The sequence below is a fragment of the Jeotgalicoccus sp. WY2 genome (genome assembly GCF_018437745.1).
GTDB lineage: Bacteria > Bacillota > Bacilli > Staphylococcales > Salinicoccaceae > Jeotgalicoccus > Jeotgalicoccus psychrophilus.
This window is the reverse complement of the sequence record NZ_CP049818.1, coordinates 1,509,869-1,535,818: the sequence shown is the minus strand read 5'-3', so window position 1 is coordinate 1,535,818 and position 25,950 is coordinate 1,509,869. Positions and strand designations below refer to the sequence as shown.

Annotated in this window: 32 protein-coding genes and 5 pseudogenes; 15 read left to right on the top strand and 22 right to left on the bottom strand. The window is 39.7% G+C overall.

The genetic code is table 11. The features are described from left to right. Positions 1-20: 20 nt before the first annotated feature. A complete protein-coding gene (locus tag G4D76_RS08925; RefSeq protein WP_371814459.1) occupies positions 21-719 on the top strand; it encodes an ABC transporter substrate-binding protein in 699 nt (232 codons plus the stop codon). A 61-nt stretch (positions 720-780) separates the two neighbouring features. Here G4D76_RS08925 and G4D76_RS08920 read toward each other — a convergent pair whose 3' ends face one another. The 5 genes from G4D76_RS08920 to G4D76_RS08905 all read right to left on the bottom strand — a co-directional run bounded on the left by G4D76_RS08920 (position 781) and on the right by G4D76_RS08905 (position 4,171). Next, positions 781-1,131: a zinc ribbon domain-containing protein YjdM gene (locus G4D76_RS08920; RefSeq protein ID WP_026859189.1), complete on the bottom strand. Its 351-nt coding sequence runs from the start codon at positions 1,129-1,131 to the stop codon at positions 781-783. 92 nt (positions 1,132-1,223) lie between these two features. Next, positions 1,224-1,445, bottom strand: coding sequence for a heavy-metal-associated domain-containing protein (locus G4D76_RS08915; RefSeq protein WP_026859190.1), 222 nt, complete (start codon positions 1,443-1,445; stop codon positions 1,224-1,226). Positions 1,446-1,534: 89 nt separating this feature from the next. Continuing rightward, positions 1,535-3,115: a heavy metal translocating P-type ATPase gene (locus tag G4D76_RS08910; RefSeq protein ID WP_371814677.1), complete on the bottom strand. Its 1,581-nt coding sequence runs from the start codon at positions 3,113-3,115 to the stop codon at positions 1,535-1,537. Then, positions 3,094-3,288, bottom strand: coding sequence for a hypothetical protein (locus tag G4D76_RS16880; RefSeq protein WP_371814458.1), 195 nt, complete (start codon positions 3,286-3,288; stop codon positions 3,094-3,096). The genes G4D76_RS08910 and G4D76_RS16880 overlap by 22 nt, the downstream gene beginning before the upstream one ends. A 238-nt stretch (positions 3,289-3,526) precedes the next feature. Next, entirely contained in the window at positions 3,527-4,171 is a 645-nt protein-coding gene (locus G4D76_RS08905; protein ID WP_213809696.1) for a Crp/Fnr family transcriptional regulator, read from the bottom strand. 122 nt (positions 4,172-4,293) lie between these two features. Between G4D76_RS08905 and G4D76_RS15050 the strand changes: the two genes are divergently transcribed. From G4D76_RS15050 to G4D76_RS15995, 4 genes and pseudogenes are all read left to right on the top strand, one after another. Next, positions 4,294-4,503, top strand: coding sequence for a thymidine kinase (locus tag G4D76_RS15050; RefSeq protein WP_250129876.1), 210 nt, complete (start codon positions 4,294-4,296; stop codon positions 4,501-4,503). A 25-nt stretch (positions 4,504-4,528) separates the two neighbouring features. Then, positions 4,529-4,863: pseudogene (locus tag G4D76_RS16875) on the top strand (hypothetical protein). A 108-nt stretch (positions 4,864-4,971) separates the two neighbouring features. Continuing rightward, on the top strand, positions 4,972-5,445 hold the full coding sequence (locus G4D76_RS16000; protein ID WP_213809695.1) for a pyridoxal-phosphate dependent enzyme: 474 nt from the start codon (positions 4,972-4,974) through the stop codon (positions 5,443-5,445). A gap of 73 nt (positions 5,446-5,518) precedes the next feature. After that, positions 5,519-6,085, top strand: a complete 567-nt coding sequence (locus G4D76_RS15995) for a pyridoxal-phosphate dependent enzyme (protein ID WP_213809694.1) — start codon at positions 5,519-5,521, stop codon at positions 6,083-6,085. Positions 6,086-6,265: 180 nt separating this feature from the next. On the opposite strand, the gene G4D76_RS08885 is transcribed toward G4D76_RS15995, so the two are convergent. After that, on the bottom strand, positions 6,266-7,030 hold the full coding sequence (locus G4D76_RS08885) for a hypothetical protein (protein ID WP_026859195.1): 765 nt from the start codon (positions 7,028-7,030) through the stop codon (positions 6,266-6,268). A 137-nt stretch (positions 7,031-7,167) separates the two neighbouring features. On the opposite strand from G4D76_RS08885, the gene G4D76_RS16870 reads away from it, so the two are divergent. Together G4D76_RS16870 and G4D76_RS16865 are read left to right on the top strand one after the other, a co-directional pair. Next, entirely contained in the window at positions 7,168-7,800 is a 633-nt protein-coding gene (locus tag G4D76_RS16870; protein WP_371814457.1) for an LD-carboxypeptidase, read from the top strand. Then, positions 7,728-8,198, top strand: a complete 471-nt coding sequence (locus G4D76_RS16865) for a S66 peptidase family protein (protein ID WP_371814676.1) — start codon at positions 7,728-7,730, stop codon at positions 8,196-8,198. Before G4D76_RS16870 ends, G4D76_RS16865 begins: the two co-directional genes overlap by 73 nt. A gap of 29 nt (positions 8,199-8,227) precedes the next feature. On the opposite strand, the pseudogene mgtE reads toward G4D76_RS16865, so the two are convergent. Together mgtE and G4D76_RS08870 are read right to left on the bottom strand one after the other, a co-directional pair. After that, positions 8,228-9,578: pseudogene (gene mgtE, locus G4D76_RS08875) on the bottom strand (magnesium transporter). A gap of 17 nt (positions 9,579-9,595) precedes the next feature. Next, positions 9,596-10,228 carry a DUF1232 domain-containing protein gene (locus tag G4D76_RS08870; RefSeq protein WP_213809693.1) on the bottom strand — a complete coding sequence of 211 codons (633 nt, stop codon included), beginning with the start codon at positions 10,226-10,228 and terminating at the stop codon, positions 9,596-9,598. A gap of 121 nt (positions 10,229-10,349) precedes the next feature. Here G4D76_RS08870 and G4D76_RS08865 point away from each other — a divergent pair, with 121 nt between their 5' ends. Continuing rightward, entirely contained in the window at positions 10,350-10,853 is a 504-nt protein-coding gene (locus tag G4D76_RS08865) for a phosphatase PAP2 family protein (RefSeq protein ID WP_213809692.1), read from the top strand. Further along, on the top strand, positions 10,802-10,999 hold the full coding sequence (locus G4D76_RS16860) for a phosphatase PAP2 family protein (protein ID WP_371814456.1): 198 nt from the start codon (positions 10,802-10,804) through the stop codon (positions 10,997-10,999). Before G4D76_RS08865 ends, G4D76_RS16860 begins: the two co-directional genes overlap by 52 nt. 77 nt (positions 11,000-11,076) lie before the next feature. Here the strand turns inward: G4D76_RS16860 and G4D76_RS08855 are convergent, their stop codons facing one another. The 4 genes from G4D76_RS08855 to G4D76_RS08840 all read right to left on the bottom strand — a co-directional run bounded on the left by G4D76_RS08855 (position 11,077) and on the right by G4D76_RS08840 (position 14,335). Continuing rightward, positions 11,077-12,735 carry an ABC transporter substrate-binding protein gene (locus G4D76_RS08855; RefSeq protein ID WP_250129874.1) on the bottom strand — a complete coding sequence of 553 codons (1,659 nt, stop codon included), beginning with the start codon at positions 12,733-12,735 and terminating at the stop codon, positions 11,077-11,079. 94 nt (positions 12,736-12,829) lie between these two features. Then, the gene (locus tag G4D76_RS08850) at positions 12,830-13,387 is read right to left on the bottom strand and encodes a gamma-glutamyl-gamma-aminobutyrate hydrolase family protein (protein WP_371814675.1); all 558 of its coding nucleotides are present in this window, start codon (positions 13,385-13,387) and stop codon (positions 12,830-12,832) included. A 16-nt stretch (positions 13,388-13,403) separates the two neighbouring features. Further along, a complete protein-coding gene (locus G4D76_RS08845) occupies positions 13,404-13,544 on the bottom strand; it encodes a hypothetical protein (RefSeq protein WP_213809690.1) in 141 nt (46 codons plus the stop codon). A gap of 80 nt (positions 13,545-13,624) precedes the next feature. After that, entirely contained in the window at positions 13,625-14,335 is a 711-nt protein-coding gene (locus G4D76_RS08840; RefSeq protein ID WP_213809689.1) for a gamma-glutamyl-gamma-aminobutyrate hydrolase family protein, read from the bottom strand. A gap of 231 nt (positions 14,336-14,566) precedes the next feature. Here G4D76_RS08840 and G4D76_RS08835 point away from each other — a divergent pair, with 231 nt between their 5' ends. Further along, positions 14,567-15,052 (top strand): DUF2798 domain-containing protein, encoded by a 486-nt coding sequence (locus G4D76_RS08835; protein WP_213809688.1) that lies wholly within the window; start codon positions 14,567-14,569, stop codon positions 15,050-15,052. 51 nt (positions 15,053-15,103) lie between these two features. Here G4D76_RS08835 and G4D76_RS08830 read toward each other — a convergent pair whose 3' ends face one another. The 7 genes and pseudogenes from G4D76_RS08830 to G4D76_RS08800 all read right to left on the bottom strand — a co-directional run bounded on the left by G4D76_RS08830 (position 15,104) and on the right by G4D76_RS08800 (position 19,393). Beyond that, positions 15,104-15,385, bottom strand: coding sequence for a GNAT family N-acetyltransferase (locus tag G4D76_RS08830; RefSeq protein ID WP_213809687.1), 282 nt, complete (start codon positions 15,383-15,385; stop codon positions 15,104-15,106). Positions 15,386-15,399: 14 nt separating this feature from the next. Next, positions 15,400-15,717, bottom strand: a complete 318-nt coding sequence (locus tag G4D76_RS08825; RefSeq protein ID WP_250129873.1) for a (4Fe-4S)-binding protein — start codon at positions 15,715-15,717, stop codon at positions 15,400-15,402. Between the two features lie 105 nt (positions 15,718-15,822). After that, positions 15,823-16,415, bottom strand: a pseudogene (locus tag G4D76_RS08820) (alpha/beta hydrolase). Between the two features lie 20 nt (positions 16,416-16,435). Then, positions 16,436-16,936, bottom strand: coding sequence for a flavin reductase family protein (locus tag G4D76_RS08815; protein ID WP_371814455.1), 501 nt, complete (start codon positions 16,934-16,936; stop codon positions 16,436-16,438). Between the two features lie 129 nt (positions 16,937-17,065). After that, positions 17,066-17,956, bottom strand: a pseudogene (locus tag G4D76_RS08810) (VOC family protein). An 18-nt stretch (positions 17,957-17,974) separates the two neighbouring features. Next, positions 17,975-18,934, bottom strand: coding sequence for a ring-cleaving dioxygenase (locus tag G4D76_RS08805; protein WP_213809686.1), 960 nt, complete (start codon positions 18,932-18,934; stop codon positions 17,975-17,977). Between the two features lie 18 nt (positions 18,935-18,952). Next, positions 18,953-19,393 (bottom strand): MarR family winged helix-turn-helix transcriptional regulator, encoded by a 441-nt coding sequence (locus G4D76_RS08800; RefSeq protein ID WP_213809685.1) that lies wholly within the window; start codon positions 19,391-19,393, stop codon positions 18,953-18,955. Between the two features lie 203 nt (positions 19,394-19,596). Here G4D76_RS08800 and G4D76_RS08795 point away from each other — a divergent pair, with 203 nt between their 5' ends. The 5 genes and pseudogenes from G4D76_RS08795 to G4D76_RS08780 all read left to right on the top strand — a co-directional run bounded on the left by G4D76_RS08795 (position 19,597) and on the right by G4D76_RS08780 (position 23,869). After that, the gene (locus G4D76_RS08795; RefSeq protein ID WP_213809684.1) at positions 19,597-20,406 is read left to right on the top strand and encodes a GNAT family N-acetyltransferase; all 810 of its coding nucleotides are present in this window, start codon (positions 19,597-19,599) and stop codon (positions 20,404-20,406) included. Then, positions 20,406-21,513: pseudogene (gene menC / locus G4D76_RS08790) on the top strand (o-succinylbenzoate synthase). Before G4D76_RS08795 ends, menC begins: the two are co-directional and overlap by 1 nt. A gap of 142 nt (positions 21,514-21,655) precedes the next feature. Beyond that, entirely contained in the window at positions 21,656-22,579 is a 924-nt protein-coding gene (locus G4D76_RS08785) for a YkvI family membrane protein (protein ID WP_250129872.1), read from the top strand. Positions 22,580-22,769: 190 nt separating this feature from the next. Continuing rightward, complete coding sequence (locus G4D76_RS16855; RefSeq protein ID WP_371814454.1) at positions 22,770-23,087, top strand: M28 family peptidase; 318 nt, start codon at positions 22,770-22,772, stop codon at positions 23,085-23,087. Further along, entirely contained in the window at positions 23,003-23,869 is an 867-nt protein-coding gene (locus G4D76_RS08780; RefSeq protein ID WP_371814674.1) for a hydantoinase/carbamoylase family amidase, read from the top strand. The genes G4D76_RS16855 and G4D76_RS08780 overlap by 85 nt, the downstream gene beginning before the upstream one ends. 39 nt (positions 23,870-23,908) lie before the next feature. Here the strand turns inward: G4D76_RS08780 and arsC are convergent, their stop codons facing one another. From arsC to G4D76_RS08765, 3 genes are read right to left on the bottom strand one after another with little or no spacing between them, the layout of a single operon-like run. Further along, positions 23,909-24,310: an arsenate reductase (thioredoxin) gene (gene arsC / locus G4D76_RS08775; protein WP_213809683.1), complete on the bottom strand. Its 402-nt coding sequence runs from the start codon at positions 24,308-24,310 to the stop codon at positions 23,909-23,911. A 13-nt stretch (positions 24,311-24,323) separates the two neighbouring features. Then, a complete protein-coding gene (gene arsB / locus G4D76_RS08770) occupies positions 24,324-25,613 on the bottom strand; it encodes an arsenite efflux transporter membrane subunit ArsB (RefSeq protein ID WP_026859211.1) in 1,290 nt (429 codons plus the stop codon). Between the two features lie 2 nt (positions 25,614-25,615). Continuing rightward, positions 25,616-25,930 carry an ArsR/SmtB family transcription factor gene (locus tag G4D76_RS08765; protein ID WP_213809682.1) on the bottom strand — a complete coding sequence of 105 codons (315 nt, stop codon included), beginning with the start codon at positions 25,928-25,930 and terminating at the stop codon, positions 25,616-25,618. Positions 25,931-25,950: the final 20 nt, after the last annotated feature.

Below are 25,950 nucleotides of genomic sequence, written 5' to 3'. Positions count from 1 at the left end.
TTCATGCCCTCGATATTGAAATGTCAGGTGTTGATCAGTGGTCTAAAAATAATCCACTGTTCGAAGAAGACCTGGAAGGTGTTGCCGAGGTGACTGAAGCTGAACCAGAGAGTATCTTAGCTGAAGATCCTGATTTAATTATTGCAGGAGCCAACATGGAAAATCTGGAAGAGCTTGAGAAAATTGCACCAACCGTGACTTATACTTGGGGAAAATTAAATTATCTCGAACAGCAAATTGAGATAGGTAAACTCGTTGGTAAAGAAGATGAAACCCGTGCATGGGCAGAAGATTTTGAGAAACGTGCTGCAGATATCGGCAGTAAGATTAAAGAGAAGCACGGTGAAGAGACTACCGTTACAGTGATTGAGACTGATGGCAAAGGATTTTATTTATTTGGCGAAGCATGGGGAAGAGGAACTGAAATTTTGTACCAGGCAATGGATTTAAAGATGCCTGAAAATGTACAGAAAGCTGTCTCATCTGATGGATATTATGAAATTTCACAAGAAGTCTTGGCAGAATATGCGGGTGACTACATTGTATTAAGCCGCGGTGAAGAGACGGACATGTCATTTACTGACAGTGAAGTATGGCAGTCGATACCCGCTGTACAAAATGACAATGTTATTGAAATTGATACTGCAGCATCCAGCTACAGCGATCCAACAACATTGGAATACCTGCTTGAAATATACAGCAAAGGTTTAATGGAATAAAAATAATACGGTCCGAATTTCCTCATTTAAAGGTTCCGGACCGTTTTTTCTAGTTTTAAACTTAATCTATTTTCTTCACAAATTCAGACTTCAGATTCATCTGGCCGATACCCGGTATTTTACAATCAATGTCATGACCATCTTCCGGGTCAACAAGTCTGATACCTTTAACTTTCGTTCCCTGCTTGATTACATTGGACGAACCTTTAATTTTTAAATCCTTAATTACCGTCACGATATCTCCGTCATTCAAGACGTTGCCATTCGCATCTTTTACGAGTGCCGCCAGCGCTTCTTCTTCCGCTGACTCAGGCGTCCACTCATGCGCGCACATTGGACAAATTAAGAGCGGTCCATCCTCGTATGTATACTCCGAATTGCAGCTCGGACAATTTGGTAATGATGTTGTCATTATAATCCCCCATATCACTGTATTAATTTAAAGATACCACATTTTTTATAAATAAAAGTCGGGGTTCAAATGAACACCGACTTTCTTAATAATTATGCTTCCTTTACTTTCAATACCTCATAGCCCAAATTCTCAATAACACTTTTCAGTTCTGCTGATGTTACTTTCTCCGGATTATATTCCGCTTTCGCTTTGCTCGCATTAAATAAAAGTTTAGCTGATTCAACACCATCTGTTTTCGTCAGTGCCCCTTCTATTTTCTTAATACATGTCGGACAGCTCAATGTTTCAAGTTGCATCGTTACTTTATTCATAATATATTCCTCCCGTTTTTTGTTTTCCTTTTATCTTATACCTTAATTATATTAGTAACTCGCCTATTTAAAATTGACCTGCATCAAGATTACGGTTTAAATTTTATTAACCTCATCGCGTTGAGTATAACAATCAGTACACTTGCTTCATGGGCAAACATTCCTATCGCCAGGTTAACGCCGCCCATCAGCACTCCAACGAGGAGTAATGCTACTGTAACGAGTGCGATAATGATGTTTTGTTTCATGTTGCGCATCGTTCCTTTAGATAACGACAGTGCGTGTGCATACTGCGACAGTTTATCCGCCATCAGCACTACGTCCGCTGTTTCCATCGAAATATCCGTGCCGCCTTTCCCCATAGCTAGTCCGACGTCTGCTGTTGCTATAGCCGGTGCATCATTAATGCCGTCCCCTGCCATAGAAATAATTCTGCCTTCTCCTTTAAGACGTTTCACATGCATCACTTTATCTTCCGGCAGCAGCTCTGCGTGTACTTCGTCAATACCGAGTTCAACTGCGACTGCTGCTGCTGTATGGCGGTTATCACCTGTCAGCATAACAATATGTTTAATGCCATTGTTACGCATTGTTGCCAGAGCTTCTTTTGCATCGTCTCTGATTTTATCAGCAATAGATATTACTGCTGTTAGTTTCGAATCTACTGCTGCAAATACCGCAGTATTCCCTTTCTTTTCACGTTCAAGTGCGTAAGTTTCAATATCAGGCGGTATATCAATGCCGTTTTCTCTTAACAATTTTCTGTTTCCTGCAACGATTGAATGATTACTTATAGTACCTTCAATACCCTGGCCTTTAACACCGGATGCCTGCTCCATTATATAAGCTGAAAGATCCGACGTTTTTTCTGCATACTCGACTATTGCTCTCCCAAGATGATGTTCAGATGCAGTTTCAAGTTTTCCTATCAAACCTGTAAGTTCCATTTCATCTCCAGCAAACACTTTAAAATCTGTTACTTCCGGACGTCCTTTCGTCAATGTACCTGTTTTATCAAAAACCAGTGTATCGACTTTAGAAAGTGTTTCAATCACTTCTCCACCTTTAATAAGCGAACCGTTTTTCGCACCGTTACCGATACCAGCAACGTTTGAGACAGGTGCGCCGATAACAAGAGCTCCCGGACATGCAATCACAAGGAAGGTAATTGCAAGGTGAAGATCTTTCGTAATGAACCAGACAATTATCGACAGTACTAAAACTCCTGGTGTATAGTACTGAGCGAATCTGTCGAGAAATCGTTCTGCATTTGATTTACTATCCTGTGCTTCTTCAACAAGTTCTATAATTTTTGAAAACGTCGTATCGTCTCCTACTTTTTCCGCTGTTATTTCCAAGTAGCCAGAGTCCAGAATCGTTCCGCTTAAAACCTGGTCACCAGTAATTTTCGATACTGGAATAGATTCACCACTGACAGCTGCTTCATTAACTTCTGCTTCACCGCTCAACACTTTGCCATCTACCGGAATCATTCCGCCCGGAAGTATTGCTATTCTGTCACCGATTTCTACATCATCTACATCTATTACTTTCCGGCTGCCGTCAGTAAGTATTAAATTAGCTTCTTGCGGCGCCATCTCAGTCAATTCTTTAATTGAAGAACGGGTTCTTTCAAGAGTTCTCGCTTCTAAGTAACTACCAAAAGAAATAAAAACGTAACGATTGAAGACTCGACATATTCTCCAATAAATAACGCTCCAATAACGGCGATAGTTACTAGTAATTCAATGCTGAACAGCTTCATCCGCGCTGCCTGATAAGCCTTAATACCGATAGGCAGCATAGCGATAATTGTTGCTACGATTAAGGCAGTTTCCTGCATCGGTATTGCCTGTGAATCTTAATATCAGACCCGCTGCGATTAAAATAAATGCAATAAGAGTAATCTTATTTTCTTGTTTAAATATAAACCTGATCATTTTAAATCTCCTTCCCTCTTTTATTATATTTTCCGACGTCTATTCATTTATAATGTTACAGGCTTTAGTACTAATAAAAATTGACCGGGGTCAAGAACACAAAAAAAGTTCCCGTTTCCGGGAACTTTCTACTTAATTTTTCTATTTTAAAATATCATAGGATTTATTATTAATTTTCTTAATGACACTTTCATTTTCCAGCTTCTTAAACGTTCTAGTCAGTGTCTCAGGCTGCATACTTAAATATGAAGCGAGATTTTTTTTAGTCATAGTCAAGACCAGTTTATCGTTCTTTGTATGTGTACGAATGTACTCGATTAATTTTTCTCTGCTGTTTAATAAGGAAATATTTGTAGTTAGAGATTCTGAATCATTCAATCTTTCTGCAAAACTCTCAATGATTTTAATACTGATATCCGGATATTTCTGCATTAGTCCATATATATCCTCACGGTTAATGCGGCATACCTCCGCATCTTCCAGCACCTCTGCATAGGATTTACTCTCTTCATCAACACTAAAAAGGGAAAGCTCACCTGTGAAGTCGCTGTGAGTCAGCACTCTGATTAACTGCTCCTCCCCGTTGTCATTTAAACGGTAAATCCGTACTTTACCTTTATGTATGACAAATAGTGAAGAAGATCGGTCACCGGCCATAAAAAGATACTCACCTTTTTTCATACTCTGATGATTAATTCTTTGAAACACTTCTTCCAGCTCATCCATTTCAAGGTGGCTGAAAATCGGAACTTTGCTGACGCACCGTTCATGCCCCTGTAACTCCATGTTACTTCCCCTCCAAAGTGATTAATCTGATTGCTTCGATTATATCATGAGCAAATTAATAATATATAAATGTAAAATTCATGTTAAAATTGATGCTGATTACGAGAAGATTGGGGATATGTATGGCAAAACTTTACTACCGCTACGGTACAATGCAAAGTAACAAGAGCAACCAGATTATTACGACACACCACCAATATACGACACAGGGAAAACGTTGCCTGGCATTCACAACACCAATTGATTCCAGAAGCGGGCATAAAAAAATTAAATCCAGAGTCGGACTTGAACTGGACGCTGAATACATAACAGATGATATTTTGACAAAGTAAAACAGGAGCATGATAAAGAAAAAGTATATGCTGTTTTGTTGATGAAGCACAGTTTTTATCGAAAAAAGATATTCATAATCTGAGCGACATTCCGGATTCCCTCGGGATTCCTGTTATTGCTTTTGGTTTAAAGACGGACTTTAGGAACGAGCTGTTCGAAGGCAGCCGCGTTTACTTGAACTGGCTGATGCTATCGATGAATTGAAAACAGTTTGCCAGTACTGCAATAAAAAAGCGACGCTTAATATGAGACTCCGTAACGGCATTCCGATTAACGTTGGAGAATCTATACAGATCGGCGACGAGGAATACGTTCCCGTATGCCGCAAATGCTATAAAGAACGTCTGGAACTGGTATAGTGAAATTATATATGACAACTGACACAGGAATCTTAAGGTTTCTGTGTTTTTTTAGCACGTAAATGTTTCCCGTGAAACTAAAACACTTTTCTATCAAGGAGGATATCTATGAAGATTACCAATAATGTTTTTAAAAGCACTTCTTTTGAAAATCCGCTTTTTAATAACTTCTCTGCAGATGTACTGACTGAAATTTTAAACTTTCACCAAACAGTACCCGGATATAAAGAAACACCCCTTTACAGTTTAAATGACTTCAGCAGCAGTACCGGCATTGGCAATGTTTATATTAAAGATGAATCACATCGTTTTGGTTTAAATGCATTTAAAGGACTGGGCAGTATTTATTCTGCTGCAGGGTATTTAAAAGAACGTCACAGCATTGAATTTTCAACTCTCGATGAACTGCTTGCTCAGCTGCAAGATAAAACACCAGAAACTTTTGTTACTGCAACTGACGGGAATCACGGTAAGGGAATTGCCTGGGCTGCACAGTTGCTTAAGCAGCGGGCACTTGTTTATATGCCTAAAAATACAAGAGAATCACGCGTCGAAGCAATTGAAGCATTAGGGGTGAAGTGACTGTTACCGAGCTGAATTACGATGATACTGTCCGTTATGCAAGCAATATAGCGCATGAAAATAAACTCAGCTTATGCAGGACACTTCATGGGATGGTTATGAGGATATTCCTTTAAAAATAATGCAGGGGTATTCAGCGATTATTTCGGAAATCAGAGTTCAGCTTAAAGACGACTTTAACGAACTGACACATGTATTTCTGCAGGCAGGTGTCGGCTCATTCGCAGGTGCCATGGCAGCTTCACTAATTCAATCTATGGATCATACAAATATTAAAATAGTGATTGTCGAACCGGATAATGCTTCTTGTTTATATAAATCTGCAGAACATACCAGCGGTAAACCGCAGAACGTCGGCGGTGACCTTCAAACTATAATGGCAGGATTATCTTGCGGAGAACCCAGTACACAGGGCTGGAGTATTTTAAAAGATTCAGCGGAAGCCTTCATACATTGCGGTGATGAGATCAGCCAAAAAGGTATGAGAAAACTTGGTTATCCGGCCGGCAAAGATGAGAAAATTATATCCGGAGAATCCGGCAGTGTGACCATTGGAACTTTACATGAAATCATGACAAATAATGATTTGAAAAATGTAAAAGAACAGCTTGGATTAAATAAAAATCACGTGTTCTCTTAATCAATACCGAGGGTGATACAGACCCGGAAAATTACCAGAGAGTAATGCATGATTATAATGCAAAGAGTTAAATACTAACGCTTTAAATTACTATCTAACTTTCTTAATAACAAGCCTAAAAAGGGAGTAACGCATAGCGTTACTCCCTTTTTACATTATTAATACCGCTATTATAACGCCCTATCTTTTAGTTAAAGTTATCTCTGGCATATATCTCAAGTTCACAATATCACCGTCTTCAAATGACATCGTAAAGTTAGTCATTCCGCCATATTCTGCACTCCCCAGTGTATGTCTCGATTTATTATAATCGGGATGTGATGACACTTCGAGTGATCCTGTTTCCTCAGTTTCTGGCATACTGACATCATAAACACCTGCAGGGAAATCTTCACCGGCTACCCACTGACCAGGAAAAATTGTTTCCACAGATACTGTTTCATACGGAGTAAAGTTTACATTCTCAAAATTGGCTATCTCAACTGAATATCCTTCGTCAAGAAATCCAACAATTTCAGTCGTCTGACCTTCAGGACTATCCGACTCTCCTGCTAAAGTTTCATTGAATCCGCCGCGCTCTTCTTCGTTCTTAACATATATATTTCCGTATCCTGAATCTGCTGTAATGACATAGCGGCCAGGCTCAATATCTTTGCCGACTTCATGCATACCTTCATCGAGTGTAACCGCCTCACCTTGATTCATTAAGTGACTGTAGTCCAAAGTTTCAATTCCCTCAGTGTCACTGGCGGTATCATTGTCTGTTTCGTTATTGCTGTCGGTATCGTCATCTTTCCCAGAATCATTACTTTCTTCACTCGTGTTCGCGCTTTCTGAACCCAGCCATCCGTTAATTTCATCAGCAAGCTGATCAAAAGGGTTGCTGCACGCGCTTAAGATAATAGAACTAAAAAATAGTACAGATATTAATTTAAGTTTTCTCATTTCTGTTCACTCCATTCACCGTTTCGTAACATTTTCTTAAGTATAAAATTTAAGAGCCCGAATAGCAAACTGATATATTTTGTAACTATTTACTTTTTCTTTGTTATACTATTGGAAATTACATTGGAGGCGGTCTTATGATTAAACCCCGTAAATTACAGCATGGTGACACGGTTGCACTCGTCTCATTATCGAGCGGACTCGCAGGCGAAGAAGATATACAATGGAGAACTGAACAGGGAATCGAACGGCTGGAGAGTGTTTTCGGCTTAAAGGTGAAAGTAATGCCCCATGCTTTGAAGGGCCTAGATTACGTTTATGACCACCCTGAGAAAAGGGCAGAGGATTTAAATAACGCTTTAAGAGATGATTCTGTTAAGGGAATTATCTGTGCAATCGGCGGCAATGAAACTGTACGTATCCTGCCATTTGTAGACACTGATGCTCTTAAAAATAATCCAAAGATATTCACAGGATATTCCGACACTACAACTAACCATTTATTCTTTTACAAATATGGTATATCGACCAGTTACGGTCCTGCTCTGTTAACCGATTTTGCTGAAAATATCGCAATGGATGATTATACTGTCGATTCAATTAAGAGGACATGGTTTTCTGCAGAACCTGTCGGCGAAATTAATACTTCTCCGCACATTAGAAAAATCGGACTCAGCTGGGCTTCTGAAAAAAAAGTATTGAACGTCCTAAAGACAATAATTCCGGCTATGAAAGCATCAGTGGTTCCGGAAAAGCCCGCGGACATTTAATCGGCGGCTGCCTGGAAGTCTTTAATAACCTTCGGGGCACTCAGTATTTTCCAGAATTAAAAGACTTTAAAGATTCCATACTGTTCTTTGAAACATCTGAATGTTATCTTGATCCAGAAATATTTGAAGATTATTTACGCGCTATGTCTGTTATCGGTATATTTGAGCATATAAATGGTATTGTTATCGGGCGTCCTCAGGATGGACGATATTACACTGAATACAAAGAGGCATGGCGACGTATACTCACCGAAGCAGGACGCAGTGACCTGCCGGTACTGTATAACGCAAGCTTCGGTCATAATGAACCGAAATGCATAATTCCATATGGTCTTAAAGCTGAAATAGATACTGAAAAACTTACTTTTAAGATATTGGAAAGTGCTGTAAAAAATTAAAAATCCGAAGAGATAACTCTTCGGATTTTTTACATTAAGTATGATAAAAACGCTGTTGCGATTCCAAAATAAATTAATAATGACAATATATCATTAATTGTTGTAATTAATGGCCCGGAAGCCACTGCCGGATCAACATTTAGATGGTTCAAAATAAGCGGTATGATTGTCCCGGCGAGTACCGATAATCAGAGTGCAGAGCAGTGAAATCCCAATAACAAAACCTAACACCGCACTGCCCTGCCATAGATATGCAATGATAAATATAAGCAGTCCGCACGTCAAACCAATGTATACTCCTACTTTCAATTCTCTGAGTAAAAGCTTAAACACTTGTTTTGTATTCACATTTTCTTTCGTGAGCCCCCTGATGACAACAGCAAGTGATTGCGTACCTGTATTACCGGTCATTCCCGCTACCATCGGCATGAAAAATGCTAGCGCAACTACTTGTTCCAGGGTTTCCTCAAAGCTTGCAATGATACTTCCTGACACGATTCCGATGAAAAGCAGAAGTATTAGCCACGTCAGTCTTCTTTTCGCAGCAGTAAATGGTTTTGTCGTAAAATCAATCGCTTTTCCAGATGCAGAAAACTTTTCAATATCTTCTTCAGCTTCCTGATAAACAACATCCAGAATATCGTCGATTGTAACGATACCAAGCAATTTATTTTCTTCATCAACGACTGGAATCGTTACGAGATCATAACGCTGAATTATTCTCGCAACTTCTTCCTGATCCATCAGTGCGTCCACTGTAACTATCCGTATTTTCATAATTTCTTCTATGTGCTGTTCTAAATCGGCCAGCAGCAGATCTCTGTATGATACGACCCCGACAAGTTTTTTATCATCATCGATAACATGCAGATAGTTGAGATACTCAGCCAGCTCCGCAAAATGTTTTAATTTATCGACTGCTTCACGCACAGTATAGGATTTATTAATCCAGACCATTTGATTATTCATTATTCTGCCGGCTGTTTCCGGCGGGAACTCCATAAGAGTTTCGATATCAGCAGAAAATTCTTCATCTGCATCCGACAAGAGTTCTGTTGCTTTCTTTTCACCGAGATTGCTCAGCATACCGATTAAATCGTCGTTGTTCATCTGTGTAATAACCAGAGAGCCTGCGTGTGAATCAATCATGCCGATTACTTTCCGCTGATTAGCAGCATCTAATTCCGATAAAACATCTGCGAGCTGATGAATCGAAATGAATTCTAAAAATATTTTTTGCTCCGCTGTTGATAACTCCAAAAATATTTGAGTCAAATCATACTTCTGCAGATCGCTGATATTTTCGTGGAATGCATGTTCATCTTTTTGTTCCAGTGTATACGTCACACTGTGGACGAGCTGATTTAGATTTTGAACCATATCCTTATTCCTCCTAACTACAGCAGGATGTTTTTATTTTCCAGACGCTGCGAGATTGCCTGCACAATAAATGCATCATCCAATAAGCCGACCGGCAGTAAATAGTCCGGCAGTAAATCTGTTGTCACTATAAAATAAAGTAAAGCTGCTCCAATAAGTATTTGATCCTTGAGATGACCGTTTTCGTTTATAAAATGAGCGTACATTGCTTTGAGCTGTTCCACATATTTACCAATACCCGCTGTTTCTTTCATCTTAGTGTCAAACTCTGCAACTATCTTCTCTTGACCTGCTGCTGTCTGGCTGTAAGTTTCAAAATTCGAAATTTCCTGATTCACACGCTCAAATGAAATACTTTCATTAACGTCAGTCAATTCCTCTGCTATTTTCTGCACTGCTTCCCACGTTTGTTCAAGGTCATCTTTAACAGGTTTCCCATACCCCGCAAGCTCTAATAAAAAATCAAAGTCCACTGATAGACTCTCCGATAGTTTTTGAAGGTGATTTAAGTTTACCTGACGCTTGCCATTCATAATTTTAGACAATGTTGCATGGTCGATATTTACAAAAATGCTGAAGCGCCTTAGAGACATACTGCGCTTATCCATTTCATTGTTCATAAACTGATAGAGTCTATTCTGTCTTTCCATAAAATCACCTTTCTTGCTAATATTCAATATCATGAATACTATTAGAATGGTGACAATATGTCAACATCATGTTAAATTAGATAATCTACTATAAATAAGTCAAAAAGAAAGAAGTATGATTATGACAAAAAAATTGCTTATTACAGGGATATCATTTTTAATACTGTACATCTTCATTGCTGTCAGTGTCATGACTGCCAGCGGTTGGGTAAACCATCTTGATCTTTACTTTATCGAAGCCATACAGAGTACTGTCACTGACTCAAGGGCAGCGGTCATCCTAGTGATGACAGAAATCGGCGGAACCGAGGCAATTGTTGTCCTGACCTTGATTGTTACTGTGTCATTGTTTATTAAAAAAATGTATACAGCTGCCCTTTGGTTTGGCCTGACTATTTCACTCAGTCCGGGTGTTCTCGTACATTTAATGAAACCTGTTATAGGCAGAGAACGTCCTGAATTTCTAAGACTAGCTGCAGAGTCCACATACAGCTTTCCGAGCGGTCATTCAACCGCTTCAACTGTTTTTTACGGCATGCTTGGTCTGATACTGATTCTGTCAGTTCAAAAATTATGGAAGAAGATTATTATCGCTTTTATAACAGTTACAATTATTTATTTGTGATGGCTTCCAGAATATATCTCGGCGTGCATTTCCCAACAGATGTACTCGCAGGATTCTCTTTCGGGGCGGCAACTGTGCTATTGTCACTCATATATCATCTGGCACTTCCAAAATTCAGCCAGTGGCTTCGTAGTAAAGATTACTGATAAAAGTCTGTCATTATTCCAATAAAAAAAGCATTGCCAATTACGGCAATGCTTTTTGCTGTCTTATTCAGGGAATGTTACATTTTCAATTCTGACGATTCTACCGGGTCTAGTTCAACACCGTCTACAGTGTATGTTACACCGATACCAAGCTGACCGTAGTATAACGGTGTAATAGGCAGATCTTCCATTAATATTTCTTGTGCTATTGCATATGCTTCAACACGTTCGTTCTCATCAGAAGTCTGCTGTCCTTCTTCTAAATAACCATCAAGCTCAGGATTAGAGTAATTCCAGCGGTTTCCTGACCCGTCCTGTGAGTCTGTATGGAACATCGGGTACAGCCCATAGTTTGGATCCCCTGTCACTGTAATCCACTGAAGCATGAACATATCATGGTTACCTTGATTAGCCATATCTAAAAACGCACCAAATTCATATTGTTCAATCGTTACATCGATGCCGATTTCTCCTAAAGATTCCTGCATTATTAATGCGATATCTCTATTTTGTTCTGAATCCGATGTCCAGATAGTAGTATCGAAACCGTCAGGCATGCTGGAATTAGCCATATATTCTTTTGCTAAATCCAAATCAAAGGCCACTTCTTCCATGTCTTCATTGTGAGCGAAAACAGAGGGCGAAATATGATTTTTTGCATGGATACCGCGGTTATCCAGCACGCCGCTTATAATTTGCTCTCTGTCCAGAGCATGTGATATTGCCTTTCTGACATTTTCATCGTCAAAAGGTTCTTTTGTATAGTTGTTGAATGCAAGGTAAGTCATTGATAAGCCGTCCTGGTCAATAATGTCTGTTGATTCATGATCTCGGACTCGGTCCATTGATGACGGATCTACAGTATCTGTAATGCTGATACCTCCTGTTTCCAACTCAGCCAGACGCGATGAATTCTCAGGGATAACACGATAAGTAACTGTATTAAATTGACGTTCTCCACCGTGGAAATCCTCAAATTTTTCTAAGACAATTTCGTTACCGGGTATGCGTTCCTGTAACTTCAAGTGACCTGTACCGTCCGGTTTTTCAGAAATAACAGCACCGACATGGGTACCGATGTCTTCCGAGACAGCTTCAAAGTCTGTACCTCCTTGTTCACGCAAGTCATAATACTCTTCCAGAGTGACGTCCGAGCCTGCTTCATCTAAAGCATTTTGATAGTCTTCATCGATAACTTCTTTACTTAAAATACCTGCTGTATTGTGTGCAAGATGACTCGGCAGCGGTGTAAATGGATAATCTGTTGTTAAAACAATTTCATAGTCATCTGTAATCTCAATATTGTTAATCATCTCGAACATAAATGCAGCTGATGAACCTACTGAAGGGTCGACTACACGTTCAAGTGTCGCTTTAACATCTTCAGCAGTAAACTCACTGCCGTTATGAAAAGTGGCACCTTCTTTAAGACCGAGTGTCCACTTATCCCCATCCTGTTCAAATGAAGTAGCAAGACCTTCTGTTAATTCTAAATCGACTGTTTGTTCAATTAAAGTATCGTAAATCTGAGTTCTCAGCTGCGCGGAGGGTATATCATTCGATACGTGAGGATCCAGTGATACTGCTTCACTAATCATCCCAATCACTAAATCTCCCCCGCCGGATTCAGCTTCCGTATCCCCTTCAGCCGCTTCATCCACATCACTGTCGTCCGTACAGGCCGCAAGTACTAAAAGCATTGTAAAAAGCATTAATAGCCACAATTTCTTTTGCATAAAACACTTCATCCCCTTTATATGTATACGATTACAAACCAGTATACCTTTCGGAAATCGAAATGACAATCTGTTTTTTAAAGATTCTGTTAATTTAGCGTTGGAGTTGTGCGGCTGCTTTTATAAATGCTCTGAATATTTTCTTTGATGCTTCGTCTACTAAATAAGTTCCTTCGGGATGCCACTGAATACCGATAACAAAATCGTGCTCAGTACTCTCTACGGCTTCTACGATGCTGTCTTCAGTCATTGCAGAAACCTGCAGACTTTCCGCCGGGTATTTGTTTGCCTGATGATGAAAACTGTTTGTCCTAATTTCTGTCTCACCGAGAATCCCATGAAGTTTCGTACCTTCTATAATGTTAACTTTATGGGATAAATAATCTTTCGCAGCATCCTGGTTATGCTTCATCGTACTGTCGCCGTGCTGGGAATAGATATCCTGATACATCGTGCCGCCCTGCTGCACATTTAATATTTGAGCTCCCCGGCATATACCGAGAATCGGCTTGCCTGCTTCAAGGGCATATTCTATCAGTTTCATTTCATAGAGATCACGCCCCGGTTCTATCGTACCCATTTTCTGATGCGGACTTTCTCCAAAAAATGAAGGCTCAATATCATCACCGCCTGATAGCAGCAGTCCGTCAATATTCTCTATCTGCTTTTTAATTAATACGTCGTCTTCTACCCTTAGCCAGTATCACCGGTACACCCTCTTCACCTGCTATCGCAATACTGTAATTCTCAGGCAGCCTGAGGCCGTCACTGCTTATAAACGTTGTTACACCAATAACCGGGTTAGTCATATACTCTCTCCTTACATTTAGCATTTCCCTTAGATTTTATCAGAATATTTAAAACTTAACACTAAAAGAAAAACAGCAGGTTATTTACCTGCTGCTTCTACAAATCTTCTTATAATATTCTGAGAGGATTCATCAGTATGATACCTCTCCTCAGGGTGCCACTGCAGCCCGATAACAAACTCGTGCTCAGTGCTCTCTATCGCTTCTATAATGCCATCGTTTGTCTTGGCAGCAACATGGAATCCCGGTGCGACTTCATTCACTGCCTGGTGATGGTTGCTGATTGTAAATATTTCTTCCTGTTTAACAATATCGTACATCTTGCTATCTTTTTTAATATTCACTTTATGAGTGAAATGCTCTTTGCTGTCATTCCTCTGGTGCTTAATCAATTCTGTACCTTCTTCTATCTGACTGTAAATATCCTGGTATATCGTTCCGCCCTCGTGAATATTCAGCATATGTGAACCGCGGCAGATGCCGAGAACTGGTATGCCTCTTTCCAAAGCGTAATCGATAAGTTTCCATTCATACTCATCACGTTCAGGTTCTATATTACCTAGTTTCTGATGCGGGTCTTGATCATATAATGCCGGATCAACATCATCGCCGCCGGTCAGCAGCAATGCATCTATATTGTCGACTTGCGCTTTAATTAAATCTTCATTCTCAATTTCCGGCAGCAGTATCGGCACCCCATGTTCTCTGCTGATCACATCTATAAATCTCTTTGGGACTTCCTGATTATTTTTACCGATAAACGTTGTTATTCCTATAAGCGGCTGCTTCATATTGATTACTCCTTCTAGATTCAATTCTTACATTAATATCTATATAGCCGGATTTCAGGGGATTTAATCATTTTGGTTAGAAGTTTGAAAAAAGCACAGGCTTATTTCTGGCGTTTGTGCTAGAATAATAAAGTCATTTGCGTAGAGATATTGATATAAAAATTTATATCAAAAATACATGTCGTAAGATACGTCTGCCATATTGAACAATTATATGGATGGAGAATACAGATGTATAAAGAAAACAGACTGCCGCAGAGTGCTGCAGAGGGTATTATTTTTATGCTCGTTATATCGTTTATTTCAGTGAATACTATTGCACCAATCATTATGTTTATGGAGATTGGCTTAAGCTTTCAAACTTACGGTGAGTTCTTTAAAATTATGCCCGTAATGTGGATTATAGTTATACTCCTGGTGAGGTTTGTTGCCGGTCCTCTTATCGGGAAAATAATGCCGAAATTTCAAGGTGAAACTGATGGGTTCAACGCCAGAATTTTACTGAACATCGTAATGAACGTAACAATTCTTTCTCTGACGTTGACTGTAATTGGAACATGGGTAGGCAACAGAGAAATATCGACAGATATCTTCACACGCTTTTTCCCAGTATGGTTTAGAAACTTTGGAATTGCGTTCTGGATAGAAGTCCTTGTCGCTCAGCCGATAGCAAGATTTGTCATGGTTAAAATACATGAAAATAAAAGAGTAAAGTAACAGCATAAAAAGAACGCCTGTCCTTCACTGGACAGGCGTTCTTTTAAATTACTATCCTTTATATAAAATATCACTGTATTTTTCAGGATATTTCTCAATTCTTGCTTTTGCGAAGGGACAAAGTGGAATTATCTTAAGTTTATTTTCTCTGGAGTATTCAACTAGAGATTCCAGCAGTTTATCCCCGACATTCTGACCTCTAAGCTCGTCAGATACTTCCGTGTGATCAATAATTATTTTATCATTACCACTCGGTACAAAAGTCATCGCTGCAAGTAGTTCATTCTGATTGTCACCTACATAAAATATATTGTTACCATGTTTTACTTCCATCTCATCAGCACCTCTCATCTCTCTGATAAACTTCTGTCATAAAATGGCGGATTATTAGATTCATCTGATCCCCAAAGCACAGCTCTGTGTAATTTTGTCTCTTCACCATCGTTTTTAAGAGTGAAATTCCCTTTAATATAAAACTCTCCATCTTCACCGACTGTTATTTCAGTATGGTCATGAGATTCTGCCGGACCACCATCTTTTCTTAAATACGTCAATGCTCCGCTTGGACATTCTTCAACAACATGGGCAATCTCTTCAGCAGATGCCTGTTCCGGATCAATCCAAGGTCGTTTTTCAGTATCAAAAACTTTAGATAATCCATTCACACAGGCTGCTTTATGAATACATTATGAGGTTCGAAATAGACATCGATATCTTTTGAAGTGTAGGTTTTTTCATAATGAATTCTCCTCCAGGTTTATGACGAATTCTTATTTGTTAAGCCACTCACGACCTGCAATCAGAGCTTCCTGTGGCAGTGTATGACCGTTCACCCATACTGTCGTTACAGCGGCGTTACGATCTTCAAATAATTTGATGACTCTTTCGCTCTCAGACTCCGGTACGATAGGGTCTCCCTTACCTAACGACAGGAATACTTCCACATCGCTGAAGTCATGTTTCTTCTCAAGATCAGTTGGATATAATGGTGCAAACAGCATTGCTTTTTTAAATTTCTCTTCCTGCTGCAGCATTAATTGAATTGCAATATTCGAACCGTTTGAGAATCCGACGAAGATTACATCTTCCAGTTTAAAATCGTACTCTGTCGCTTTTTCTGCGATAAACTCATACAGTTCATTGCCGCGGAATTCTAAATCTTCCCAGTCATAATTCCCTTCACCAAGACGTTTGAAGTAACGGTTCATACCGTTTTCTTTAACGTTCCCTCTTATACTTAAAACATTATATTCAGGGTTTAAAGCTTGTGCTAGCGGTAATAAATCTGTCTCAGTACCGCCTGTTCCGTGAAGTAATACGAAAACTGGTGCACCTTTTTTATTTCATTATAAATATGTTCCATACATTAGCGCTCCTCATAAATTATTTTGGTCTTTCAATTGTAAACATACGTCCTATTTCCGCGTAATCATTGCCGGCCAGTCTGCTGACAGCACTGAGCGCCTCAACATCGATATATCCTTTTTCAGCGTCGTAAATCGAATCATCAAGATGGTAATATTCAATTTTTAAAAATAAAACATCTGTCGTCGGTTCCGCGCCATCGTAAATAACGTGCGAGTCATAAAGACTTGTTTCGAATCTGACTTTCGCTTCTTTTAATCCCGGCGGACGGACTGAAGCCGATTTAACGGGTGTAAAGTCTGCATAGTTCAGTTCGCTGTCTCCCGGCGCGAGATTTGCAGCTGTAATGTTAGCGATTTCGACATTCGATATATCAACAACATGAACCACAGCTTCTTTTTCAGTCATAATATTTCTCGCCGTGTCTTTCTGTTCACCGTTAACTCTCTGTACTGCAATCGACAGCATCGGCGGTTTATATGTGACAATGTTGAAATAGCTGAAAGGTGCAACATTCACAACACCTTCAGCGACTCCGTCGATACTAATGCGATAGGCCGCGGTACAACAGTACCGATCATTATTTTATTTTTTTCTTTAGTAGTTAAATCTTCATTGGAAAAACTGAACATGATTATCGCCCCTCAATTAAAGGTCTAACTTCGGCATTGTTCTTACATACTCTTCTCTTTTGTGCTCATACTGCGCCGGCAGTTGCAGTGAAGAACCAAGTTCTGCTTTGTCTTCATCTACATCGAATCCAGGTTCATCAGTTGCAAATTCAAAAATAATGCCTCCGCGTTCACTAGTATAAATAGACTTAAGTAGTTTCTGTCTCTGACTTCAGTCACACCGAAATTCTTGCTTTGAAGTAATGTCTGCCATTCTTCTAAAACTTCCAGGTTCGGTACAGACCATGCAATATGATGTACTGTTCCAATACCAAAGCTGCCCCTAGGTTTTGGCGGAAGCTCAGTGATGATATGATGCTTCTCTTCACCGGCCGTTTCAAAGTGGTAGTTTCTGTCATTAATATTCAGTTCAGTTAAGCCCATTGTACACACTAGTAATTCTTTTGTGCCGTCAGGGTTACCCGATAGTAAAACAGCGCCGTGGAACCCGATAATATCCTTTGTATCGGCTTCACTGTCACCTTCTACTAAAGCGAGCTCAAGTCCGTGAACGTCGTCAAACTGCAGTGTATCTTTACCGAACAGTTCTGTATGTTCAGTTTTGATATTTTGTTCTTTCAAATGATTTTCCCATTCAGTCATGCTGCCTTTAGGAATTCTGAAAGCTATTCTGCCAACCTGTCCACTGCCTTTAACTCCCGGTCTGTCGACAACCCAGTTAAAGAACGTAATAATTGTTCCCGGACTGCCGTCATAGTCTCCAAAGTACAAATGATAAACTCCCGGATCGTCAAAGTTTACTGTTTGTTTAACCAATCTTAAACCCAGTACATCTCTGTAATATTTTATTTTCATTCGGATCACCAACTATTGCAGTAATATGGTGAATTCTTTTAATTGCTTCCATATTTAATTTTCTCCTTTATTATCTATTTCTCGTTGTATCAAACGGTCTGATTGAAGCTTCGATTTGTGCACGTTTCGGCTCTAAGAACGGTGGTAATGCTAAGCTTTCTCCTAATGTTTCATACGGCTCATCATCCATGAATCCGGGACCATCTGTAGATAGTTCAATTAAAATATGTCCGACACGTGCATACAGTGCTTCAAAGTAGAAACGATCTACAAGTCCTGAATTGCCCATACCCATCTGACGGTATTTTTCTTCCCATGCTGCAAGTGCCGCATGGTCTTCCACTCTGAATGAAACATGGTGGACCTCACCGTAACCCTGTCTTCCTTCAGTATCTTCGTCTTTACGGAGAATGACCTGTCCGCCGTTACCGCCTTCACCGACATTTAATAACGTTACATTGTCTTCTTCAACAATCGGTTTCATACCGTAAACTTCCTGCAGCACTTTTTTGAAGTCGTCATAATAGCTTACTGTAATTTCAATTGGACCGAGACCATATACTGCTTTATCTTCAGGCACAGGACCATTTTTCCATGGTTTTCCTGGAGCTACACCTTCGTTATTTTCATCTGAGAATAACTGATATCTTTGTCCGTCAGCTTCTTCAAACGGCAGTACTTTTTTGCCAAACAGTTCTTTTATACCGTCATGTTTTACATTGTTTTCTTCAAAACGATTTAAATAGAATTCAAGTGCTGCATCATTCGGCACTCTGAGGCCTGTTCTTGAAATAGAGTTAGTTCCTCTTGAGCCTTTAGGGTTGTTCGGGAAATCGAAGAAAGTCATATCCGTACCTGGTGATCCTTCATCATCAGCAAAGAATGTATGGTATGTCTGAATGTCATCCTGGTTTACAGTTTTCTTAACTAAGCGCATACCGACAACTTCCGTCATAAAGTCATAGTTTCTCATCGCATTGTCTGTCATTGCTGTTACATGGTGTATTCCTTTTAAATTTTCATTAGTCATAATATATTCCTCCAAATTTTATTTAAGCAGGCCTTCTGCGTGCAGGCCGATTCGTTTTAATAAGTTAATTGCATCTTCTACTTCATCATCATTCCACTCATCAAAGATTGTATTGATCAGTGCTTCCTGTTCGACAACTCTTGTGTCCATATACTCTTTACCAGCATCGGTAATACATGCAAACATTACTCTTCTGTCTTCTGGACAGGGTCTTCTGTAAATAAAGTCTTTCTTTTCAAGCTTATCTATAACGTAAGTAATACTGCCGCCGCCCATAAGTATTTTCTTGCCGATAGCCTGTATCGGCTGGTCACCTTTGTGATACAGCAATTCCATTACCGCATATTCATTGAGGTTAATTTCTTTCTTTAAAAAGTCCTGTTTAATAAGTTTCTGTACGGACTGTGAGGATTTTATAAAAACAGTAAATGCTTTTATCCGTGCTTCTCTTTCGTTCATGTCTGCACCTCCTTCTACTAGTTCATTTTTAAATATATTAAATTTAATCTATTCGTAGTATAAACCTTCGAAATCGAAATATCAAGTATAATATTAAATTTAATATACTTTTCAAAGCTCAGTTATCTGAATATTTATTGTTTTCTAATATTAATTGTGATAATGTTATGAAAAAATTACTTTTACTATAAAGAAGGTTTGAAATGATTACCCTAAAAGAATTAACGACAATTAAAGAACTTGAACAGATGGAACTAATAGAACAGGGTGTCTGGGACATGTCGCCACTTCCTATTCACCAGACACTGACTGCAATTAAAAACGGCGGCATTATAATCGGTGCCTTTGATGATAATAAAATTATCGGTTTCAGTTATGCCTTTGCCGGTTTTAAGGACGGTCAAACATATCTATGTTCTCATATGCTTGGAATAGAAGAGGATTATCGTTCCAAAAAAATAGGAGAACAGATGAAACAGAAACAGCAGGAAATCGCAATTCGAAAAGGCTATAAAGAAATTCACTGGACATATGATCCGCTGGAAACACGCAATGCATATTTAAATTTAACTAAACTGAATGGCATTTGTTCCGTTTATATGGAGAATGCATACGGAGAAATGCAAGATGGATTAAATAAAGGTCTTCCATCAGACCGCTTCGAAATCCACTGGCATATTAAAAGTGAACATGTTTCCAGAAAAGAAATTCCTGATTACCTTAGCGCTGTTGCCTTAAATAAAGTCAGCGTCTCCGATAATCTGCCATTCATTACAATGTTTCACAATGAACAATACAAGGCGGATGTCTATTCTCTTGAAGTCCCAAAAGATTTTCAGAATGTTAAATCTAAAAATCAGGCACTTGCCTTGGAATGGAGGATGAGTACCAGAAAAATATTTCAGGAACTTTTTGCCGCAGGCTATGCCGCAGTGCATTTAATTCCCGGGAAATATACTGCTAAATACATATTCGTAAAGACTGACACATTAAAACTTGGAGGCCATAAATAATGAATATCGAAAAAATTACAATCAGACAGCTGCAAATGGATATGAAATCACCTTTTACTACGAGTTTCGGAACTTTTAAGAAGAAAGAGTTCCTGTTATTAGAAGCAGTTGACAAAGACGGTACTGTCGGCTGGGGAGAATCAGTGGCGTTTAACGTTCCTTTTTACAGTGAAGAAACAGTAATGACAAACTGGCACATGCTTGAAGATTTTTTAATACCGCTTATTTTACATAAGGAAATCGTGCACCCGGGCGAAGTAAATGAAATTTTCGCACCCATTCGTAAAAATAACATGGCCAAGTCCGCACTGGAGGGGGCAATTTGGGACATTTATTCTCAGCAGACCAACCAGTCTCTGGCCAGTGCGCTCGGGGGGTCCAGGGAAACTATCGATGTCGGCATCAGTATCGGCATCCAAAATTCAGTTGAAGAACTTGTTGAAATTGTAGACGGCTTCGTTAAAGAAGGTTATAAGCGTATTAAAGTTAAGATCAAGCCTGATTGGGATATTGAGGTTATGCGGACACTGCGTGAAACATTCCCGGATGTGGAGATTATGGCCGATGCCAATTCAGCATATTGTCTGGATGATACAGCATTATTAAAGCAGCTGGATGAGTTTAATCTGATGATGATTGAACAGCCGCTGGCATCGGATGACATAATTGATCATGCTCAATTACAAAAAGAGCTTAGTACTCCAATCTGTTTAGATGAAAGTATTCACTCTCTTGAAGATGCAAGAAAAGCTGTGGAACTTGGCAGTACTAAAATAATTAACATTAAAATTGGACGTGTAGGCGGGTTGACTGAAGCTGTAAAGATTCATGACTACTGTAAAGAAAACAATATTCCTGTATGGTGCGGCGGTATGCTCGAATCATCGGTAGCGCAGAGCACATAATGTAGCATTAACAACGTTATCAAACTTTACGTTGCCAGGTGATACAGCGAGCTCCAGCCGCTACTTTGAGAAAGATATAATCGAACCGGAAGTCGTTGCTGCAGACGGGTTGATTGAAGTTCCAAAAGAAGCAGGTATTGGTTATAAAGTTAACCGCGACACGGTGGAATCATACACAATCGCTAAAAAAGAATATAAATAGAGCAAAGGGGCGATATTATGAAAAAAGTTTTCAAATAGGCAGTGCCTTTGTTGGACTGATTGTCGGTGCAGGATTCGCTTCGGGCCAGGAGGTTATGCAGTATTTCACTAGTTTTGGAATATGGGGAACCGCCGGAGGTATAGTGACAACAGCTTTATTTATTTTTCTTGGATACACATTTGCACAGCTCGGCACAAATCTGAAAGCAAACTCTCATAAAGAAGTACTGTATTATATAGGCGGACGTTTTGTCGGACCTGTTCTTGATATTGTAATTACATTCTTCCTCTTTGGAGTCGCAGTAGTAATGTTTGCAGGTGCCGGCTCAACTTTTAATCAAATGTTCGGTGTCAGCCCTGTAGTCGGCAGTATTATAATGGCGGCGATTGTAATTTCAACCTTACTGCTGAATACAAATAAAATTATTGGGATTATCGCTACCATAACACCGTATTTAATTGCAGTTATTTTCGTTATTTTAATCTATTCCATTTTTACAATGGACCTGTCGCTCACTGAAGCTGATGAGTTGGCTAGACAGCAGCCATCGGCGACATCTAACTGGCTGTTAAGCGCCTTTCTTTATGTGTCATACAATCTTGCTGCCGGTGCCGCATTGCTGATTATTATGACCGGCAATGAGAAAGATAAGAAAGTAGCGAGTATGGGCGGTATACTGGGCGGTTTCATACTGGGAATGCTGATTATCCTGATTCATATCGCTATGTTCGTAAGAATTGATGTTGTTGCAGGCAAGGATATGCCTACTCTGGAACTTGCCAGCCAGATTCATCCTGCAGTCGGCATCCTGACTGCGATTGCACTTCTCGGTATGATTTATAATACTGCTGTCGGAATGCTGTATTCGTTTACAGTCCGTTTTACCGCACCCGAAAGTAAAACCTATCGTCCGGCAGTTATTGTGATAGGTTCACTTGGATTTATTGCCAGTTTAATCGGTTTTACAACATTGGTTGGAAGTGTCTATGTAGTAATGGGCTATCTTGGCTTTGCATTAATAGTTCTGGCTGTAGCTGCCTGGCTTCGAAAGCCGCAGGACAACTAATTTTATTGGAGGATTTATTGACTATGATTAATAACTACTGGCAGATTATAATGCTGAACTGAATTACGACGGAATCGATGGAGAACGTCTTGCTGAACGTCTCGATGCAATATCAAAAATCGGTGTACTTCCAACAGGCGGTGTCAGCCGTCCTGGCTTTTCTAAAGAAGAAAAACAGGCTAAAGCGTTAGTGGCGTGCTGGATGAAAGCCGCCGGCCTTACCGTCGAAACTGATGCTGCCGGTAATGTTTTTGGCAGGCTAGCAGGCAAAGATGATTCTCAGTCTGTTGCGTCAGGTTCTCACGTTGACACTGTACCTGCTGGAGGTAATTTCGATGGAGTTCTCGGTGTACTTGCTGCACTGGAAGTCGCAGAAGCATGGAAAGAAACAGGCTATGTACCGGATAATCCTATGAGGTTGTTATCTTTTCGGATGAAGAAGGTGCACGTTTCTCAAGCGGCGTATTCGGCAGCCGTTCCTATATGGGTCTCGTTGATGATGAATTAATTGGCTCTTTAAGAGACAGCAATGGTTTAAGTCTCGAAGAAGTTCTTGAACAGTACGGTTCTTCATTAAGTGATTATAAACAGGTTCAAAAGCGTGATTGGACATTCTTTGCAGAAGCACATATTGAACAGGGTAAACTGCTCGAGAAAAACAATCTGCCGGTCGGTATCGTGAACGGTATTGCCGGACAGGCATGGCTTGAAGTTGAGTTTAAAGGACTTGCAGGTCACGCAGGCAATACGCCGATGAATGACCGTCAGGATGCGCTTGTTGCTGCCGGACGTTTTGTCAGCGAACTCGAATGCCTGCCGAAGATTGTCAGTAATACCGCCGTTGCAACGGTAGGTAAACTGAGCGTTTATCCTAACGGTGCCAACGTTATCCCTGAATCTGTAAAGATGATTGTCGATATACGCGATATTCATGAAAGGACACGGGACACGCTGCTTGAGCTCGTTACAGAACGTGCAGAGAGCATTGCAAAAGAACGTATCGGCGTTACAGTGAGCGGTACATCCCGCGTCAAACCTGTACCTGTTGAAGATGTTTATAAACAGGAAATTCATGATATTTTAAATGATTTAAACATTGAAGCAATGGAACTGCCAAGTGGTGCAGGCCACGATTCTATGAATATCGGTCTCGAATTGCCAGTCGCAATGATTTTTGCGCGCAGTAAAGATGGCATCAGTCACAATCCTAAAGAGTGGACCAGTTTAAACGATTGTGTAATGACTGTTCATGTACTAAAGAAATTCATAGAAATACAAATGAATAAATAAAAAAAGTACTGCCGCTGTGATTTTAAGCGGCAGTACTTTTTAGTTCCCTGTATCTTTAAACTGTAAAATCCGGTCGCCAATTTCATCTCTGACTCTTTGAAATTCCTGCCATTCTTTACCTGCAGGGTCATCAAATCCCCAATGAGCTTTAGTCACATGGGCTGGGAGCACGGGACAGTTCTGATCAGCATCGCTGCATAGTGTGACAACAAGATCAGATGCATTAAGAATATCGTTTTGAATTAAATCCGAAGTATTCTTGCTAATATCAATATTTATTTCGGCCATCGCTTTAATTGCTTTCGGATTCACACCATGCGCTTCTATTCCGCCGGAATACACATTCCATTCTTCTCCAAGAATCTCTTTACCAAGACCTTCAGCCATCTGACTGCGGCAAGCGTTGCCTGTACATACAAAATATATTGTCTTTTTAGTCATAACTATCCCTCACTTAAAATATTAATAGCGTAAAGTACAACCCGAGAAGTGTCATAATAAGCACCGGTGGCGTTATTATTATTCCAATTTTAAAATACGTTCCCCAAGATATTTTCATATCTTTTTTAGCCAGTACATGAAGCCACAGCAGTGTTGCCAGTGAACCGATTGGTGTGATTTTCGGCCCTAAATCAGAACCGATAATGTTCGCATATATTAAACCTTCTTTAATAACATCCTGTGCACCTGTTTCACTGATTGCTATCGCATTAATCATTACTGTCGGCATATTGTTCATAACTGAAGACAGTATTGCTGCGATTGCACCCATTCCCATAACTGTGGCCAAAAGTCCGTATTCAGTTATTGCAGCAATTGAATCCGCAAGTAGATCTGTCATACCTGCATTTCTTAAACCGAAGACAACGACGTACATACCGATTGAAAAGACAACAATATTCCACGGCGCACCTTTTACGACGCGCGATACATTAACCGCTTCTGATTTACGCGCCAGTACAAGAAAGACAATCGCAATAACCCCAGCGATAAACGATACAGGCACTGCGATGAATTCACTTAGAAGATAGCCTGCTAAGAGCATAATCAATACTATCCATGATATCTTAAACATTTTTTTATCTTTAATCGCTTCATGCGGAAGTTTCAGATTGCTGCCATCGAAAGTATCCGGAATCGATTTTCTAAAGAAGAGCCACAACACCAGAATACTTGAGACCAGTGAAAAGATATTAGGAATAATCATATGTAAAAAGTATTCTATAAAACCGATATTAAAATAATCTGCCGACACTATATTAACTAAGTTACTCACAATGAGCGGCAAAGATGTCGTATCAGCAATAAAGCCGCTGGCTATAACAAATGGGAAAATCATTTTTTCCTTAAAGTTTAAATTCCGGACCATCGCGAGAACTATCGGTGTCAGAATTAATGCTGCACCGTCATTTGCAAAAAATGCCGCAACGACAGAACCGAGCAGCGCAATGTAGATAAACATTTTAAGCCCGCTGCCGTGTGAAGCTTTAACCATGTGTCTAGCAGACCATTCAAAGAATCCTATTTCATCCAGTATTAATGAAATCAGTATGACAGCGACAAACGTCAGTGTCGCGTTCCAGACGATACTTGTCACTTCTATAATATCTCCAAATGATACTACACCCGTTATTACTGCTAGAGCAGCTCCAATCATTGCTGTAATGCCGATATCTAGTCCTCTCGGCTGCCAGATTACAAATATTAAAGTAATAATAAATATGCTTATCGCTAGTATTGCCATAATCAGCAGACACCTTTTTTCATAGTTTGACATGCACAATATCCGCTTGATGAGTTAATAATTTGAAGCTGTTTTTCTATTTTATTCATCGTCTTGTGATTGAGTTCATACATTACTTTATTACCATTTTTTCTTTTCGTAACAAAATCACTGTTTACCAGAACTTTCATATGGTGACTCAAAGTAGGCTGAGAAAACTCAAAGTGCTCGAGTAAATCACAACCGCATAGTTCATCACACGATAATAAATCGAGTATTTCAAGACGGCTTGGATCCGCTATAATTTTTAATAATGAAGCTGTTTCGTCATAATTCATGCATATACCTCCGTAATTTA